This is a genomic window from Streptomyces sp. NPDC091387, assembly GCF_044756945.1.
GTDB lineage: Bacteria > Actinomycetota > Actinomycetes > Streptomycetales > Streptomycetaceae > Streptomyces.
In genome coordinates, this window is record NZ_JBIVTZ010000003.1 from 422934 (window position 1) to 439495 (window position 16562).

14 protein-coding genes are annotated in these 16562 nt (G+C 72.1%); 11 read left to right on the top strand and 3 right to left on the bottom strand.

Features of this window, described 5'->3' with window-relative positions; all coding sequences use genetic code 11:
• Positions 1 to 51: 51 nt before the first annotated feature.
• The 4 genes from ACIQM0_RS08775 (at position 52) to ACIQM0_RS08790 (ending at position 4640) form a co-directional block, all read left to right on the top strand.
• On the top strand, positions 52 to 768 hold the full coding sequence (locus ACIQM0_RS08775) for an antibiotic biosynthesis monooxygenase (RefSeq protein WP_401284788.1): 717 nt from the start codon (positions 52 to 54) through the stop codon (positions 766 to 768).
• 178 nt (positions 769 to 946) lie between these two features.
• Positions 947 to 2446 carry a hypothetical protein gene (locus ACIQM0_RS08780; RefSeq protein WP_401284790.1) on the top strand — a complete coding sequence of 500 codons (1500 nt, stop codon included), beginning with the start codon at positions 947 to 949 and terminating at the stop codon, positions 2444 to 2446.
• Positions 2447 to 2604: 158 nt separating this feature from the next.
• A complete protein-coding gene (locus ACIQM0_RS08785) occupies positions 2605 to 4077 on the top strand; it encodes an alkaline phosphatase PhoX (RefSeq protein ID WP_401284792.1) in 1473 nt (490 codons plus the stop codon).
• A gap of 332 nt (positions 4078 to 4409) precedes the next feature.
• Positions 4410 to 4640 (top strand): hypothetical protein, encoded by a 231-nt coding sequence (locus tag ACIQM0_RS08790; RefSeq protein ID WP_037711258.1) that lies wholly within the window; start codon positions 4410 to 4412, stop codon positions 4638 to 4640.
• A gap of 139 nt (positions 4641 to 4779) precedes the next feature.
• Here ACIQM0_RS08790 and ACIQM0_RS08795 read toward each other — a convergent pair whose 3' ends face one another.
• Positions 4780 to 5970 (bottom strand): TerD family protein, encoded by a 1191-nt coding sequence (locus tag ACIQM0_RS08795; protein WP_401285107.1) that lies wholly within the window; start codon positions 5968 to 5970, stop codon positions 4780 to 4782.
• Positions 5971 to 6108: 138 nt separating this feature from the next.
• Complete coding sequence (locus ACIQM0_RS08800) at positions 6109 to 6918, bottom strand: NAD-dependent epimerase/dehydratase family protein (protein ID WP_401284796.1); 810 nt, start codon at positions 6916 to 6918, stop codon at positions 6109 to 6111.
• Positions 6919 to 7598: 680 nt separating this feature from the next.
• Between ACIQM0_RS08800 and ACIQM0_RS08805 the strand changes: the two genes are divergently transcribed.
• Both ACIQM0_RS08805 and ACIQM0_RS08810 read left to right on the top strand, forming a co-directional pair.
• On the top strand, positions 7599 to 8567 hold the full coding sequence (locus tag ACIQM0_RS08805; protein ID WP_401284799.1) for a 5-dehydro-4-deoxyglucarate dehydratase: 969 nt from the start codon (positions 7599 to 7601) through the stop codon (positions 8565 to 8567).
• Entirely contained in the window at positions 8564 to 9742 is a 1179-nt protein-coding gene (locus ACIQM0_RS08810; protein ID WP_401284802.1) for a hypothetical protein, read from the top strand. Before ACIQM0_RS08805 ends, ACIQM0_RS08810 begins: the two co-directional genes overlap by 4 nt.
• Here the strand turns inward: ACIQM0_RS08810 and ACIQM0_RS08815 are convergent.
• Positions 9725 to 10966: an MFS transporter gene (locus tag ACIQM0_RS08815; RefSeq protein WP_401285110.1), complete on the bottom strand. Its 1242-nt coding sequence runs from the start codon at positions 10964 to 10966 to the stop codon at positions 9725 to 9727. The genes ACIQM0_RS08810 and ACIQM0_RS08815 overlap by 18 nt on opposite strands.
• Positions 10967 to 11231: 265 nt before the next feature.
• On the opposite strand from ACIQM0_RS08815, the gene ACIQM0_RS08820 reads away from it, so the two are divergent.
• The 5 genes from ACIQM0_RS08820 to ACIQM0_RS08840 all read left to right on the top strand — a co-directional run bounded on the left by ACIQM0_RS08820 (position 11232) and on the right by ACIQM0_RS08840 (position 16560).
• Positions 11232 to 11888: a GntR family transcriptional regulator gene (locus ACIQM0_RS08820; RefSeq protein WP_401284805.1), complete on the top strand. Its 657-nt coding sequence runs from the start codon at positions 11232 to 11234 to the stop codon at positions 11886 to 11888.
• A 32-nt stretch (positions 11889 to 11920) separates the two neighbouring features.
• Positions 11921 to 12823, top strand: a complete 903-nt coding sequence (locus ACIQM0_RS08825) for a dihydrodipicolinate synthase family protein (protein ID WP_401284807.1) — start codon at positions 11921 to 11923, stop codon at positions 12821 to 12823.
• Positions 12820 to 14556, top strand: coding sequence for an L-arabinonate dehydratase (gene araD, locus ACIQM0_RS08830; protein ID WP_401284810.1), 1737 nt, complete (start codon positions 12820 to 12822; stop codon positions 14554 to 14556). The genes ACIQM0_RS08825 and araD overlap by 4 nt, the downstream gene beginning before the upstream one ends.
• A 157-nt stretch (positions 14557 to 14713) precedes the next feature.
• Complete coding sequence (locus tag ACIQM0_RS08835; protein WP_250970433.1) at positions 14714 to 15643, top strand: carbohydrate ABC transporter permease; 930 nt, start codon at positions 14714 to 14716, stop codon at positions 15641 to 15643.
• Positions 15640 to 16560, top strand: a complete 921-nt coding sequence (locus ACIQM0_RS08840) for a carbohydrate ABC transporter permease (RefSeq protein ID WP_401284813.1) — start codon at positions 15640 to 15642, stop codon at positions 16558 to 16560. Before ACIQM0_RS08835 ends, ACIQM0_RS08840 begins: the two co-directional genes overlap by 4 nt.
• The last annotated feature ends 2 nt before the right edge of the window (positions 16561 to 16562 follow it).

Below are 16562 nucleotides of genomic sequence, written 5' to 3' on the forward strand. Positions count from 1 at the left end.
GGGTGGCTGTCACGGGCGCACCGCAGGGGAGCGCCGGTGAGGGGAGCAGCCATGAGCGTCGAATTCGTGTCCAGGCCCGATTTCACCCGAGCGGACGCGGGCATCGTCAAGGCCAGTACCTGGGACGTCGGCACACCGGAGCGGCAGGGGCTCGCGGTCGAGGCCATCCGGGACACCTGGGCCGCCCGGGAGTGGCCGCGGCCGGGCCCGCTCTCGTACACCGTCCACGCGGGGGAGGACGGCAGGACGCTCTTCCACTACTCGCAGTGGAAGGACGAGGAGAGCCACCGGGCCTTCGTCCGGGCCGGCCGGGACGCGCGCAACGCCGACATCGACGCGGCCGTGCCGGGGATCGAGCGGATCGCGCTGCACACGTACGAGCTCTACCGCTCCGCGTCGCTCGGCGGCCCGGACGGGCGGGAGCCGGGGTGCGTCGTCATCGTCGACGTGGAGTTCGAGGGGGCGGACAAGGCCCGCCAACGCGACTGGGTGGACGGTGTGTTCGAGGCACTGGGGACGGACCGGGCGCCCGCACCGGGCGGTATCGGCGGGCACTTCCATGTGAGCACCGACGGAACCCGGGTGCTCAATTACGCGGAATGGGTGAGCGCCCAGGCCCACATCGACGCACTGGCCGCTCCCGGGAACGGGGTCGGGTCACGGACACCGCAGTGGGAACGGGTGCAGAACCACCCCGGGGTGACCGGCGGCGGCGTGCACCGCTACACCCCCGCGCTCAGTCTGCGACCGGGGGTTCGCGGGCGGTAACCGCGCGGGTGCGGCCCCCCGTCGCCGGGGCCCGGCGGGCGGGCGGCGGTGGACCTGCCCGGGTACCGGGCGGCGTGGGGCGAAATGCGTCTACGCTTGGGCCGCCTGTCCCCGTACGCGCCCGGAGCCACGGCCCCGGCGACGCGTGCGCCCCGTACGTTCCTAGGAGAACCCCCTGATGTCCGCAGAGCGCCCCACCCTGCCGCCGGTACGGCTGCACACCGAGGCCGAGCTGGCACGGGACGCGCTTGCCGCGCCGTTGCTCGCCCGCGCCGTCCGGCTCGCCCGCTGGGCCGGGCCCGGCACCAGGGTGGGCGCCGGCGGCGAGCTCGTCGAAGCGCAACTGCCCGCGGCGGCCGAGCACCTCGGCCTCACCGCGGACGAGGACGGTGCGGCGGAGGCCAGTGAGGCCTGGCGGCTCGCGGTCGACACCGGGCTCGTCGAGGTCGAGGACCCGGCGGACGAAGAGACGGACCCGGGAACGGAGCCGGGGGAGGAGGACGGCTTCGGTGAGGAGCCGGAGGGCACCGTCACCGCGGGCGAGAACCTGGCGCTGCTGACCGGCGGATCACCGCAGGACGTCCTGGCGATCTGGCTCGACGGCCTGGAGGCCGCCCACGCCGATGCCACCGCCCCCTTCTTCGACGACTTCGCCGACCTCGTCAACGAGGACGGGTCGATCGACTTCGACGCACTGGACTGGGACCCGGAGACCGAGGCCGAATTCCTCGACGGCGTGCTCGGCAACCTCTACCTGCTCACCGTCTCCGACAGCGCCGCGGGCGACGCACCCGTGCCGCTGCCCGCGCTCGCCGCGTCGATGATCGTGCCCGACGACATGGGCGAGCCCACCGACGACATCCTGGAGCAGGTGTCGGACGCGATGATGCGCCTCGACGACCAGTTCCGGGTCCTGGAGCCCATCGGCATCGTCGAGTACCAGCCGGTGGACGAGGCCCTGCTGGCCGAGGAGGGCGAGGACGCCACCCCGCCCGCCGACGACGACGACGTCACCCGGTACGGAATGGTGAGGCTGACCCCGCTCGGCCTGTACGGCATCCGCGCCAGGATGCTGGACGCGGGCGTGGATGCCCCCGCCATCGGGGACCTCCTCGACAAGGGCGCCGACGCGCTCCTCGGCGGCATCGCGTACTACCCCGAGGACGCGGCCCGCAGCGAGGTCCAGCTGTGGCTCGCCCGGCGCGGCGCGGGCGGGGCGGCCGCCGAACTCCTGGACGCGGCCCGCGGCGAGGACCCGCAGGCACCGCTGCGCCGGCTGCACTGCCAGCAGGCGCTCGCCCTGGTCGGCGCGGAGGCGGAGCCCGCCGTGCGCGCGGTGCTGGACGACGCGGAGCTGGGCGGTCTCGCCCGGGTCTGGCTCGCGGAGCTGGGCGCCGCCGGTGTGCCCGCGCCGCCGGAGTCGATGATCTTCTGGCTCGCCGTCGACACGATCGCGGCGCAACTGGAGGCGGACGGCGACCTGGACGAGCTCCAGGGCCTGGTCGAGGGGCTGTCCGGCCAGCACAGCGGCTTCTTCGACGAGGTGTGGCGGGTGGACCACCCGGCCACGGCGGACGTCCTCGATGCGATGGGCCGGCTGCACAGCGACAAGAAGCTGGCGAAGGACGCCCGCAAGGCAGCGTTCAAGGCCCGGTCCCGGAGCGGCTCGGCCGGCTGAGACGGGCGGGGGCGGGGCGGGGGGGGCGGCCCGCCCCCGCCGCCGGGGAAGTTCACGGAAGGCATTCCCTGGAAGTCGTCCTCAGTTCAACTGGTGTTGGCGTCGGCGCGGGACGGTGATCCCGCCAACAACCGCCCCAGCCGCATCAGGAGTACGTGATGGCCTTCACGCGCAGGGAATTCAGCAGGCAGTCCGCCCTCACCGGTGCAGGCATCGCCCTCACCGGAACCGTAGCCGCGCTGGCCACCGCGCCCGGCGCCCTCGCCGCCGGGGACCCGAAGCACGGCCACGACGACCACGGCCACGGTCACGACGGCCACGGGCACAGCCACGAGCCCGGCTACGGGGCGCTGCTCCCCGACCCGAAGGGCATACTCGCGCTGCCCGCCGGGTTCTCGTACAAGGTCATCACCCACAGTGGTGTGACCAAGCTGGAGAGCGGCGAGTACACCCCCTCCAACCACGACGGCACGGCCGCCTTCGAGGGCGCCCGCGGCGTCACCCTGCTGGTGAACAACCACGAGCTGGCCGGCGTCCGCACCGACTGGGAGCACCCGGTCCCGCTCACCGAGGGCCTCGTCTACGACGCGGTCGCGGGCGGCGGCTGCACCGTCGTGGAGACCCGCCGCGACGGCCGCACCGCCGAATGGGTCGGCATCGCCGGCACGTCCACCAACTGCGCCGGTGGCGCCACCCCGTGGGGCACCTGGCTCACCTGCGAGGAGACCGAGGACAAGGCCGGCAAGAACGGGCTGCTCAAGGACCACGGCTACGTCTTCGAGGTCGACCCGTACGACAAGCGCGCCAACCGCGACCCGCGCCCGGTCAAGGCGTTCGGCCGGTACGCCCACGAGGCCGTCGTCATCGACCCCAAGCAGGGCCACGCCTACCTCACCGAGGACGCGTCCGGCCCCAACGGGCTGCTCTACCGCTGGGTCCCGCCGCACGGCTTCCGGCACGGCCGCGGCAAGCTGCGCACGCTCGCCGCCGACGCCGGTGTCCTCCAGGCCACCAAGTGCTTCGACCACAGCGGCAAGTTCGTCGACGACCTCTCGCGCGCCACGCAGATCGGCACGGTCTACGGCGTGGACTGGGTCGACGTCCCCGACCGCGACGCCAGGACCGTCTCGGTGCGCAAGCAGTTCGGCGACAAGGACGTCACCCGGGCCCGCAAGCTCGAAGGCATGTGGTGGGGAGACGGCGGCGCCTACATCGTCTCCTCGTTCGCCCGTGACGAGAGCCCGGTCCAGCACGACGGCCAGGTCTGGTTCTACGACCCGAAGCGCCGCACACTGACGCTGAAGGTGCTTCTCGGCGTCAACGCCGACCCCTCCGTGGACGGTGCCTTCGACGGCCCGGACAACATCACCGTCTCGCCGTACGGCGGCCTCGTGATCGCCGAGGACGGCGAGGGCGTCCAGCACCTGTTCGGGGCCACCGAGAGCGGCCGCACCTACCCCATCGCGCGCAACGAGCTGAACGCCGGGACCGAGGAGGAGCCGGAGTACAGCGAGTTCACCGGAGTCACCTTCTCGCCCGACGGGAAGACCCTGTTCGCCAACATCCAGACGCCGGGGATCATGGTGGCCATCACCGGCCCGTGGAAGCGTCAGCCGCGACGGGGTCAGTAACCCGTACGAGTGGTTCGGGCCGGTCGCACCCATGTCACCCGGAAGGGGGGCGTGGTGGTGCCCCCCCCGGCCCGGGACGCCGGACCGGCGGGCGGCCCGGCGCCGCCCGTCGGCAGGGGCCGGTGCGCCGCGGCGGGCACGCCCCGTCGGAAAGCGATAACCGCCACACCTCCGGGGTCTGCCGGGCCCCGCGCTTCGGGGCGGTGCCCTTGTCGGAAGCGGGCCGGGAGGCCGGCCGGCCGCGGAATCGCTGATTACGAATCCGGCATCAGTGGGGCCCCAGGAGCGGTCGGGCATGGCGTCGGGCGTTTCCAGGGCGCATACTCAAGGTAATGAAACAGTCAGCCGGATCCCGGCGTCACCTGCCTTCCAGTCCCTTCAACCGCCCGGCCCAGGCGGCCCCACCGGTCGAATTGTTCGATGTGGGCGACAGGGTGTCGCACGACCAGTTCGGACTCGGGCGAGTCCTTGCTGTCGAGGGCGACAACGACGCAGTGCTCATCGACTTCTCGGGGCGACAGGGGAGGATTCTGAGCCCGTACTCCAAGCTGACCAAGCTCTGAGAGAAGCGACGAGCACGCGCCGCGTCCGACGTGTCCGCCTTGTTCCTCTCGCAGACGGCCTTCAGGGGCACCCGCCACCAGCCGGGTGCCCCTGAAGCCGTTCACCGGCTTCCGGGGCGACCCGGGCCGGGGAGACGGCCTACAGCGACTGGGCGGCGGGCTTGACCATGCCCCGGACGGTGCGTGACTTCACGAAGTCGCCCACCGCGGTCATCTCCCACTCGCCGGAGAACTGCTTGATCAGCTTGGCCATGATCACGCCCGTCTGCGGCTCGGCGCCCGTCAGGTCGAAGCGGACCAGCTCGTCGCCGGTGGCCGCGTCGATCAGCCGGCAGTAGGCCTTCGCCACCTCGGTGAACTTCTGGCCGGTGAACGAGTTGACCGTGAAGACCAGGCCGGTCGCCTCCGCCGGAATCCGGCCCAGATCGACGACGATCACCTCGTCGTCCCCGGCGCCCTCGCCCGTGAGGTTGTCGCCCGAGTGCTTGATGGCGCCGTTCAGGATGGAGAGCTTGCCGAAGTAGCAGCTGTCCAGGTGGTTGCGGTTCGGGCCGTAGGCGATCACCGACGCGTCCAGGTCGATGTCCTTGCCGCGGAACGCGGGCTCCCAGCCGAGGCCCATCTTGACCTGGGAGAGCAGCGGCCGCCCGCCCTTGACCAGCGACACCGTCTCGTTCTTCCGCAGGCTGACCCGGCCCTTGTCCAGGTTGATCCGGCCGGGGGCCTGGGCCGCCGGAGGGGCGACGGGCGGGGCCGGCGGAGCGGCGGGCGCCGGCGGGGTCACCGGGGCGGCGGCGGTCACCGGGGGCGCCACGGGTGCGGGCGCGGCGGCGGGCTCGTCCTCGACCGAGACGCCGAAGTCGGTGGCGATGCCCGCCAGCCCGTCGGCATAGCCCTGGCCGACCGCGCGGGCCTTCCAGGCGCCGCCCCGCCGGTAGACCTCGATGACCACGAGCGCGGTCTCGGCGCCCAGCTGGGGCGGGGTGAAGGTGGCGAGCGCACTGCCGTCGTCCGCGTTGCGCACGGTGGCGGTGGGCTCGACGCCCTGGAAGGTCTGACCCGCTCCGTCCGGGCTCGCGGTGACGACGATCTTCTCGATGCCGGGCGGCACGGCCGCGGTGTCGACCACGATCGCGTCGGGTGCGGTGCCGCCGCCGGAGCGGTAGGTCACCCCGGGGCCCGTGGGCTGGTTGTAGAAGATGAAGTCGTCGTCGGAGCGCACCTTGCCGTCGGCGGTGAGCAGCAGGCCCGACACGTCGAGCCGCACCGGAGCGGCGACGTCCACCGCCACGCGAGGGGCGGAGAGAGGGATGTTCGAGCCGGGTGTCATAGCGGTCATGCACGGGGTAACGAATGACCCGGCTTTGCCGTTCCCTTACCTTTGGGCGGCTTCGCCCGTACGGCGGCAGGGCCGCCCGCCCCCACTCCCGCCCGGCCTCGGCCGGTGCGAGGGCGGCCTGTTCCCTGCTCAGTGCGGCCAGATCGGCGGGTTGGTGCAGAAGTGGCCGCCGAGGTGGGCGTGGTCCGGGTTGGCCGGGTCGAGTTCGCCCTGCTCGGCGATGAGCTTCTCCGCGTACGGCTCCGAGTCGTCCCTCGGCTCGTAGCCGAGCGCCCGCGCGGAGGTGAGGTCCCACCACAGCCGGGTGTTGTCGGAGGAGCCGTGGACGACGGTGTGCCCCACGTTCTCGGCGGTGAGCGCGGCGTCGAAGAGCCGGGCGCCGTCGCCGGGGCTCATCCAGACCGAGAGCATCCGTACGGACGTCGGCTCCGGGAAGCAGGAGCCGATGCGCACGGAGACGGTCTCCAGTCCGTGCCGGTCCCAGTAGAGCTGGGCGAGATCCTCACCGAAGCACTTGGAGAGGCCGTAGAACGTGTCCGGGCGGCGCGGGGTCCCGATCGGGATCAGCGGATCGCCGGGGAGCGGTCGGGGGGTGAACCCGACGGCGTGGTTGGAGGAGGCGAAGACGATCCGCCGCACGCCCTCCGCGAGCGCGGCCTCGTAGAGGTGGTACGTGCCCTCGATGTTCGCCCGGAGAATCTTGTCGAAGGAGGCTTCCAGGGAGATCCCCGCCAGGTGGATGATCGCGTCGACGCCCCGTACGGCCTCGCGCAGTGCCTCCTTGTCGCCGAGGTCGGCGGTGATCGCGTCCGGCTCGCCCTCGACGGGGACCATGTCGAGGAGGCGGAGCTCGTAGCCGTGAGCGGGCAGCAGTCCGCGCATCAGGGTGCCGAGGCCGCCGGCGGCGCCGGTGAGCAGGACGGTACGGGGGGCGGGCATACGCGGGATCTCCTCGGTACGGGGGCGGCTGCGCTCGCCGGGTCCTTGGGTGGGGTTCACATCCGTGGACAAGTTATGGAGCGGTGTGGGGTTGCGTCAAGAGGGGTTCCGGGGTGCGGGTCTTTGTCCTCAATCGCCGGACGGGCTTGATTTTGTGCGGGTGCCCCGCAGGGGTGCGCCATGTCCGGTGGGTGGGGGGTGGTGCCCCTCCGGGGCGTCTCCTCAGAAATGGCGTGTTCACCCGGCGACGTGGGGGACCCGGGTCGTACGCCATTTCCTGCGGGGACTCCCCTGCACGTCCCCACCCCTGCATCACGCGCGTCTGCACGCCGGCGAGACTGCTGTCGCGGACGCGGGACGGCCGGGTTCGGGGCCGTGCAGGGGAGTCCCCGCAGGACGACGAACGGATACCCGGGTCCGTTCGCGTACCCGCCGCACGTTCGTCGTTCGAGGAGACGCCCCGGAGGGGCACCGAACCCCCACCCACCGGGAAGGCGCACCCCCGCGGGGCACCCGCACCTCTCCAGCCCGTCCGGCGATTGAGGACGGAACCCCTCGCCCAGGACAGGGGCGCGAACCCGCCTTGACCCGCGCCGAGCCACTGCCTTAGCGTAAGCACCGTTCATAAGTATGGACGTCGATCAGAATTGTGCACGCCTGAATCCGCTCAGGGAGCGCCCGTGACCTCAGCCCCACTCGCCGCCCGACTCACCGCTGTCGCCGGGCCGCTCTTCTTCCCCGTCACCGCCTACGGACCCGACGGCTCCGTCGACCTCGATGTCTTCCGCGCGCATGTGCGCAAGGGCATCGACGCCGGTGCGGCGGCTGTCTTCGCCTGCTGCGGGACGGGTGAGTTCCACGCCCTGACGCCCGAGGAGTTCCGCCTCGTCGTCGCCGCGGCCGTCGAGGAGACCGCCGGCCGGGTGCCCGTCGTGGCGGGCGCCGGATACGGCACCGCCCTCGCCGTCCAGTTCGCGAAGCTCGCCGAGGAGGCGGGCGCGGACGGGCTCCTCGCCATGCCGCCGTACCTGGTCGTGGCCGACCAGGAGGGGCTGCTGGCCCACTACACGGCACTCGCCGCCGCCACCGGCCTGGAGACGATCGTCTACCAGCGCGACAACGCCGTCTTCACCCCGCAGACCGTGGTCGCCCTGGCGCAGACGCCGGGCGTCGTCGGCCTCAAGGACGGCTACGGCGACCTCGACCTGATGCAGCGCATCGTCAGCGCCGTCCGCACTGAGCTGCCCGGCCGGGACTTCCTGTACTTCAACGGGCTGCCCACCGCAGAGCTCACCGGCCTCGCCTACCGGGGCATCGGCGTCACGCTCTACTCCTCCGCCGTCTTCGCCTTCGCGCCCGATATCGCGCTGGCCTTCTACCGGGCCCTCGAAGCGGGTGACGACGCCCTCGTCAACGCGCTGCTCGACCACTTCTACCGGCCCCTCGTCGAACTGCGGGCCAAGGGCCGCGGCTACGCGGTCTCGCTGGTCAAGGCGGCCGTCCGGCTCCAGGGCCTCGAAGTCGGCGAGGTGCGCAGCCCGCTCACCGAGCCGCCGGCCGCGCACGTCAAGGAGCTGACCGCGATCATCGAGAGCGGCCGCGCGCTGCTGGAGCGGAGCGCCGGCGGCGACACCGGGGAGCGCGGGTGAGGACCTCCGCCTTCCTGTACCCCTGGGACGTCGTCGGTGACCCGGACGCCGCCGCCCGTGTCGCGGACCTCGGCGTCCAGCAGGTGACGCTCGCCTCCGCCTACCACTCCACCCGGGCACTGACCCCGCGCCACCCCGGCCACCGCATCGTCACGGCCGAGTACGCCGCGGTGCTCTACCCGCCGGACCCCGCACGGTGGGCGGAGCGCGGGCTGCGGCCCCGCGCGCAGTCCTGGGTGGCCTCGGACGACCCCTACGCCGAGGCCGCGGAGGCCCTGACCGGTGCGGGTCTCCAGGTGCACAGCTGGGTGGTCCTCGCGCACAACTCCCGGCTGGGCGCCGAGCACCCGGACATCTCCGTGGTCAACGCCTACGGTGACCGCTACCCGTGGGCCCCCTGCGTCGCGCAGCCCGGTGTCCGCGCCCATCTGGTGGACCTGGCGGCGGAGGCGGCGGTGCGCGGCGGTACGCACGGCACCGAGCTGGAGTCCTGCGGCTGGTACGGCTTCGCGCATCTGCACGCCCACGACAAGATCGCGGGCGTCGGCCTCGGCGACGCGGCGCAGTACCTGATGTCGCTCTGCTTCTGCCCCGACTGCCGGACCGGGTACGCGGGTCAGGGGCTGGACGCCGACGAGCTGGGCCGAGCCGTACGCCGGGCGCTGGAGCCGGCCTGGGCCGGTGCCGGCTCCCCGGAGGCCGGCTGGTCCGGCGTCGAGAAGCTCCTCGGCGCGGACCTCGCCGCCGCCACCCTCCAGTGGCGCGCCCAAGTGGCCCGCGGGCTGCAGGATTCGGTGGTCGCCGCGGTGCGGGCGGCCGCGGCGCCGGACTTCCAGGTGCTGCTGCACGCCGACCCCGCGCCGTACCGCTCCGGTGCGAACGTGGGCGTCGACCCGGAGCACATCCTGTCCGTGGCGGACGGGGTGGTGCTGCCCTGCACCGGCACCGACGCGGCGCGCGAGGCCGTGCTCGGCCCGTTCGCCGGCCGCGAGGGTGTGATCGCGGCCAACCTCACCGTGGTGCGGGGGATGGGCGGCAGCCCGGACACCCTGGAGCGCGACGCCCGGCACGCGGCCTCGCTCGGCGCCGGCCAACTGCGGCTCTACCACGCGGGGCTGGCCTCCGGCCCGGACCTCGAAGCCGTCGCCGGAGCGCTCTCACGCCTCGGTCGATGACGGAAGCGGGCCGGTGGGGGCGCCCGTCAGCCGCCCCCGCCGGCCCGTGACCGGAACCAGCGCGGCCGCCAGCGCCGACGCGCCCACCAACGGCAGCAGCACCTGGACGTCCACCACCGCCACCAGCCCCGCGCCCAGCGCCAGCGCCACCGCGTTCGGCGCGAACATCAGCGTGTTGGCGGTCGCCGCCGTCCGGCCCAGCAGCGCGTGCGGCGTCTCCCGCTGCACCGCCGTCATCGCGGCGATCAGCACGCACGGCAGCCCGGCCCCGATCAGCCCGCACGCCACCAGCGCCACCGCGTCGTACGGCACCGCGCGCAGCCCCACCGCCAGCCCGAACACGGCGATGCCCACCGCCGTGAACACCCGCTCCGGCAGCCGCCGCAGCAGCGGCCCGGCCAGCAGCCCGATGGCGACGGACCCGACGCCCTGTACCGCGGAGAGCACCCCCGCGTACGCCGGGGAGTGACCCAGCGTCCTGTCCACGACCGCGTACAGCGTCGCCCCGTTGAGCCCGGCGCACAGCATCGTGACCGATCCGGCGAGCACCAGCGGACGCAGCACCGGTGACCCCCACACCTGCCGCATCCCCGCGGTCCAGCCGTCCGCCCCGTCCCCGGTGTCCCCGGTCGCCGCCGGGGCGGGCCGCCGCACCCGCAGCAGTCCGTAGAGCCCGGCGGCCAGTGCGAAGGAGGCCGCGTCCAGCAGGGCCACGGAGACGCCGCCGAAGCGCGCGTACAGTGCCGCGCCGGTGAGCGGGGCCACCAGCTTCATGCCCTCGTTCGCCGTCATCCGCAGCCCGTTGAAGTCTCCCAGCAGCCGGGCGTCCACCGCCCGCCCGACCAGCGCCGACTCCGCCGAGTCCATCAGCACGAAGCTCGTCCCGTACAGCAGGAGCACCGCGAACAGGATCCAGATCCGTCCCGCGGAATCCACCGCGGTCAGGGTGGTCAGCAGCAGGGCCATCACGATGTTCGACCAGACCAGCAGCGGCTTCCCGGGCAGCCGGTCGGCCACCGCCCCGAGGAGTGGACCGAGCAGCACCGGCAGCCAGACGGTGAACAGGGCGAGCGCCGCCAGACTGTCCGAGCCCGTCAGCGACTTGACCCAGATCCCGGCCGCCAGAGACATCGCCGAGCTGCCGAACCCGGAGACGACGACCGCCGCCAGGAACAGCCCCGCCGTCCGGTCCCTCAGTACCCGCCCCGCCGCCGACCCCGCCATCGCACCCACCGAACCTCCCTGACCTGCACGTGTGTTGTGCGGTCAGGCTGTCCGTTAAGGCCCTCGCGGGGCATCGGGCAGATGCCGTACGCCGTTCGGCGGGGCGGTCCGGTGCCGCGATCCGTGTACGGCACACGTCGTAGTCCGGTGAAGTTCTTCTGTCAGAAGCGTTGACGAAACATTCCTGGCGCCTCTAGCTTCATCGCGTCGTACTTCGTACGTCATATATGAGACGCGATACGCGAGATGCGAGAGCCCTTCACCCATGACCTTTGCGCCCACCCCGATTCCGTCCCGCACCCAGTACGTGCTGGAGGCGATCAAGCACGCGATCCTCACGGCGCAGCTGAGACCAGGGCAGGCGCTCGTCGAGACCGAGCTCGCCGCACAGTTCGGGGTCTCCAAGACCCCCGTCCGTGAGGCGCTCAAGACCCTCGCCGGTACCGGACTCGTCGTCATGAGCCAGTACAAGGGCGCGACCGTGCGCCTGGTCGACGCGACCATGGCCCGGGAGGTGTACGACGTGCGGCTGCTCCTCGAACCGGAGGCGCTGCGCCGCTCCATCACCCGCAAGGCCTCGCTCGACGAGGCCCAGGAGGCCCTGGAACGGGCCGACTCGGCCGGCGACAAGGCGGACAGGTCGCTCGCCAACCGGGACTTCCACCGGGCGCTCTACCTGCCCTGCGGCAACCCGCTGCTGGCCCGGATGCTCGACGAGGTACGCGACCAGGCGGCCCTCGTCTCGACCGTGGCCTGGGCGACCATCCCGTCCTGGGAGCGGGAGGCGGCCGAGCACCGGGAGATCCTGCGGCTCGCGCTCGCCGACGACGCGGACGCCGCGGCCGGGGCCCTGCACGACCACATCGCGTCGTTCGTCCGCCGCGCGTTCCCCGACGACGAAGACGGGGGCGGCGCGGCGTGAACCACCGGCACACCGAAGAAAGGCCTGTCCGTATGGACCTCACACCGCTGAAGGCGGCCCTCGCAGACGTCGTGGCGATCCCGGTGACCCCGTTCGCCGCGGACGGCACCATCGACACGGCGGCGCACCGCGCCCTGCTGCGCAGGCTCCTCGACGGCGGCGTACGCATCCTCACCCCGAACGGCAACACCGGCGAGTTCTACGCGCTGACCCCCGAGGAGCGGCGCGCCGTCACCGAGCTGACCGTCGACGAGGCGGGCGGCCGTGCCGCGATCCTGGTCGGGGTCGGGCACGACGTGCCGACCGCCGTCGCCGCGGCCGAGCACGCCAGGGACACCGGCGCCGAGATGGTGATGGTGCACCAGCCCGTCCACCCGTACGTCTCGCAGGACGGCTGGATCGACTACCACCGGGCCATCGCGGACGCCGTCCCCGGACTCGGCGTCGTGCCCTACATCCGCAACCCGCACCTGGACGGCGATGCCCTGGCGGCGCTCGCGGACGCCTGCCCCAACGTCATCGGCGTCAAGTACGCCGTCCCGGACGCCGCCCGCTTCGCCGCGTTCGCCCGGGACGCGGGTCTCGACCGGTTCGTCTGGATCGCCGGCCTCGCCGAGCTGTACGCCCCCTCCTACTTCTCCGCGGGCGCCACCGGGTTCACCTCCGGCCTCGTCAACGTCGCCCCCGGCGTCTCGATCGCCATGCTGGAGGCGCTGCGGGCGGGCGACCACCCGGCCGCGATGAAGGTCTGGGAGCAGATCCGCCGCTTCGAGGAACTGCGCGCCGACCGCCAGTCCGCCAACAACGTGACGGTCGTCAAGGAGGCCCTGGCCTCGCTCGGCCTGTGCGGCCGCGACGTCCGCCCGCCCAGCCGGGTGCTGCCCGAAGCCCAGCGTGCCGAGGTCGCCGACCAGGTCGCGGGGTGGTCCATATGATCCCCGGGGCCGGCCGCATCAGCTCGGAGGAGCTGCGCAGCCACCAGTGGTACGGCACGGACGGGCTGCGCTCCTTCAGCCACCGCGCCCGCACCCGCCAGCTCGGCTACCTCCCCGAGGAGCACCTCGGCAAGCCCGTCATCGCGATCCTCAACACCTGGTCCGACATCAACCCCTGCCACGTCCACCTGCGCGACCGCGCCCAGGCGGTCAAGCGGGGCGTCTGGCAGGCGGGCGGCTTCCCGCTCGAATTCCCGGTCGCCACCCTCTCGGAGACGTTCCAGAAGCCGACCCCGATGCTCTACCGCAACATGCTGGCGATGGAGACGGAGGAGCTGCTGCGCTCCTACCCCGTCGACGGTGCGGTGCTGCTCGGCGGCTGCGACAAGTCGACGCCCGCGCTGCTGATGGGCGCCGCCTCCGTCGACCTGCCGGCCGTCTTCGTACCGGCCGGGCCGATGCTGCCGGGGCACTGGCGCGACGAGGTCCTCGGCTCCGGCACCGACATGTGGAAGTACTGGGACGACAAGCGGGCCGGACTCATCGGCGACTGCGAGATGGCCGAACTGGAGAACGGGCTCGCCCGCTCGCCCGGCCACTGCATGACGATGGGCACCGCCTCCACCCTGACGGCCGCGGCCGAGGCGCTCGGCGTCACCGTCCCCGGCGCCTCCTCCATCCCGGCCGTCGACTCGGGCCACGACCGGATGGCCGCGCGGTCCGGGCTCGCGATCGTCGAACTGGTCTGGCAGCAGCGGAAACTGTCGGACATCCTCACGGCGGACGCGTACGAGGACGCCGTCGCCACGGTCCTCGCGCTCGGCGGCTCCACCAACGCCGTCATCCACCTCATCGCGATGGCGGGCCGCTCCGGGATCAGGCTCACCCTCGACGACTTCGACCGCATCGCCCGCACCGTCCCGGTGCTGGCCAATCTGCGCCCCGGCGGGAAGTACCTCATGGAGGACTTCCACTTCGCCGGCGGGCTGCCCGGCTTCCTGGCCCGCCTCACCGACGTACTCCACCTGGACCGGCCCACCGTCGCGCACGACACCCTGCGCGCGCAGCTCGACGGCGCGCTCGTGCACAACAGCGACGTCATCCGGGAGCGCGACAACCCGCTCGCCGACGAGGGCGGGGTGGCGGTGCTGCGCGGCAACCTCTGCCCGGACGGCGCGGTCATCAAGCACATCGCCGCCGAACCGCACCTGCTGCGCCACACCGGTCCCGCGGTCGTCTTCGACGACTACAAGGAGATGCAGCGCACCATCAACGACCCGGCGCTCGCCCTCACCCCGGACCATGTGCTGGTGCTCCGCAACGCCGGACCCAAGGGCGGCCCCGGGATGCCCGAGTACGGCATGCTGCCGATCCCCGACTACCTGCTGAAGCAGGGCGTACGCGACATGGTGCGGCTCTCGGATGCCCGGATGAGCGGCACCAGTTACGGGGCCTGCGTGCTGCACATCGCACCCGAGTCCTATGTCGGCGGGCCCCTCGCCCTCGTCCGCAGCGGTGACCTGATCACCCTGGACGTCGAGGCGCGCCTGCTCCATCTCGACGTGACCGAGGAGGAGTTGTCGCGGCGCGCGGCCGAGTGGACGCCGCCGGCCAACCGGTACGAGCGCGGATACGGGGCGCTCTACCAGGACCAGATCACCCAGGCCGACACCGGCTGCGACTTCGCCTTCCTGGCCCGGCCGGGAGAAGTGCCCGACCCGTACGCCGGCTGAACGGCCCCACCGGAATTCCGCGCACCGCACGTCCGACCCGCCGAACGGCATGCGGGAAGCGCTTGCGCACTACACGCATCACCAGGCACCACCGGTCCCCGCCGAGTGCCCCGGCACCAGCCCGCACCCCCAGTACCTCAGAGAACGGAGACGTGTCATGGCCCAAGCCGCCGCTGTGGCCACACCGCCCAAGGTGCCCAGGCGCCGCTCCGCGAGCCCCCGCCGACTGCCGTACCTGCTGATCGCCCCCGCGGGGCTGCTGATGCTGGGCTTCATCGCCTACCCGGTGATCAGCGTCTTCTACTACAGCCTGCAGAACTACAACGTCACCAAGCCGTGGCGGAACGGCTTCGCGGGCCTCGACAACTTCACCCGGATCTTCACCGAGGACGACCAGTTCTGGACCACCCTGGGCTTCAGCGCCCAGTGGGTGGTCACCCAGGTGGCGCTTCAGCTCACCCTGGGCCTCGCCCTCGCCCTGATCGTCAACCAGACCTTCATCGGCCGCGGCATCTCCCGCGCCATGGTCTTCTCGCCCTGGGCCGTCTCCGGCGTACTGACCAGCACCATCTGGATCCTGCTCTACAACTCCTCGACCGGCTTCAGCCGTTACCTCGCGGACGCCGGCATCGGCGACTACGGAACCTCCGTGCTCTCCGACACCGGAACCGTCTTCTGGGCCGCGACCGTCGCCGAACTCTGGCGCGGAGTCCCCTTCTTCGCCATCCTCATCCTCGCCGACCTCCAGTCCGTCTCCAAGGAGCTGTACGAGGCGGCGTCCGTCGACGGAGCGGGGCGACTGCGCCAGTTCTTCCACATCACGCTGCCGCACCTGCGGGACGCGATCATCCTCGCCACCCTGCTGCGCGGCGTCTGGGAGTTCAACAACGTCGACCTGCTCTACACCCTCACCGGGGGCGGGCCGGCGGGCGAGACCACCACCCTGCCGCTCTATGTCGCCAACACCGGCATCGAGGGCCACGACTTCGGGTACGCCTCCGCGCTCACCACCGTCGCCTTCGTGATCCTCCTCTTCTGCTCGATCGTCTATCTGCGCCTGAGCAAGTTCGGAGGCGACCACAAGTGACTGCCGCACTGGCCGAGAAGAACGGCACCGACTCCGCACACCCGCCCGCCCCGAGCAGCCGGCCGGCCGCCGAGCACCGGCGCCGCAGGCCCGGACGCGAGCGCGCCTTCGACGAGGTGCCGCGCTGGCAGATCTACGTACCGCTCGGCATCTACCTGGTCTTCACCCTCATCCCGTTCTACTGGATGTTCCTGTTCGCCGTGCGCCCCGCCGGGTCCACCTCGCTGGTGCCGTGGCCGATGACCGGGGAGCACTTCGACAAGGTCTGGAACGAGCGCAGCTTCGCCCTCTTCTTCCAGAACAGCATGATCGTCGGGGTCTGCACCCTGATCGCCACCACGCTCGTCGCGCTGGCCGGCGGCTACGCCCTCGCCCGGTTCAACTTCAAGATCAAGAACGCCTTCATGCTGGCGCTGCTCTGCTCGCAGTTCATCCCGGGCGCGCTGATGCTCGTACCGCTCTTCGAGATCTTCAAGAACCTCCAGATGATCAACTCCCTGGGGAGCGTGGTCATCGCGGAGACGGTCTTCCAGCTGCCGCTGTCGATCATCCTGATCAGCGGATTCATCAAGAACGTGCCCGTCTCGCTGGAGGAGGCCGCCTGGGTGGACGGCTGCTCGCGCTTCCGTGCCTTCTGCGCGGTGGTGCTGCCGCTGCTGCGGCCGGGGCTGATCGCGGTCGGCTCGTTCGCCTTCGTGCACAGCTGGAACCACTTCCTGTTCGCCCTGATGTTCCTCAGCGAGCAGGACAAGCAGACGATCCCGGTCGGCCTGAACACCCTCATCGGCGCGGACAGCGTCGATCTGGGCGCGCTCGCCGCGGGCGGTGTGATCGCCGCGGTCCCCGTGGTGATCGTCTTCGCCTTCATCCAGAAGTGGCTGATCACCGGCTTCAGCGCCGGCGCCGTGAAGGGCTGACG

What these genes read in the sequence shown, in the direction of transcription:
- ACIQM0_RS08775 (WP_401284788.1), top strand. Translation starts at nt 52, where the DNA reads ATGAGCGTCGAATTCGTGTCCAGGCCCGATTTCACCCGAGCGGACGCG.
- ACIQM0_RS08780 (WP_401284790.1), top strand. Translation starts at nt 947, where the DNA reads ATGTCCGCAGAGCGCCCCACCCTGCCGCCGGTACGGCTGCACACCGAG.
- ACIQM0_RS08785 (WP_401284792.1), top strand. Translation starts at nt 2,605, where the DNA reads ATGGCCTTCACGCGCAGGGAATTCAGCAGGCAGTCCGCCCTCACCGGT.
- ACIQM0_RS08790 (WP_037711258.1), top strand. Translation starts at nt 4,410, where the DNA reads ATGAAACAGTCAGCCGGATCCCGGCGTCACCTGCCTTCCAGTCCCTTC.
- ACIQM0_RS08795 (WP_401285107.1), bottom strand. Translation starts at nt 5,970, where the DNA reads ATGACACCCGGCTCGAACATCCCTCTCTCCGCCCCTCGCGTGGCGGTG.
- ACIQM0_RS08800 (WP_401284796.1), bottom strand. Translation starts at nt 6,918, where the DNA reads ATGCCCGCCCCCCGTACCGTCCTGCTCACCGGCGCCGCCGGCGGCCTC.
- ACIQM0_RS08815 (WP_401285110.1), bottom strand. Translation starts at nt 10,966, where the DNA reads ATGGCGGGGTCGGCGGCGGGGCGGGTACTGAGGGACCGGACGGCGGGG.
- ACIQM0_RS08820 (WP_401284805.1), top strand. Translation starts at nt 11,232, where the DNA reads ATGACCTTTGCGCCCACCCCGATTCCGTCCCGCACCCAGTACGTGCTG.
- ACIQM0_RS08825 (WP_401284807.1), top strand. Translation starts at nt 11,921, where the DNA reads ATGGACCTCACACCGCTGAAGGCGGCCCTCGCAGACGTCGTGGCGATC.
- araD (WP_401284810.1), top strand. Translation starts at nt 12,820, where the DNA reads ATGATCCCCGGGGCCGGCCGCATCAGCTCGGAGGAGCTGCGCAGCCAC.
- ACIQM0_RS08835 (WP_250970433.1), top strand. Translation starts at nt 14,714, where the DNA reads ATGGCCCAAGCCGCCGCTGTGGCCACACCGCCCAAGGTGCCCAGGCGC.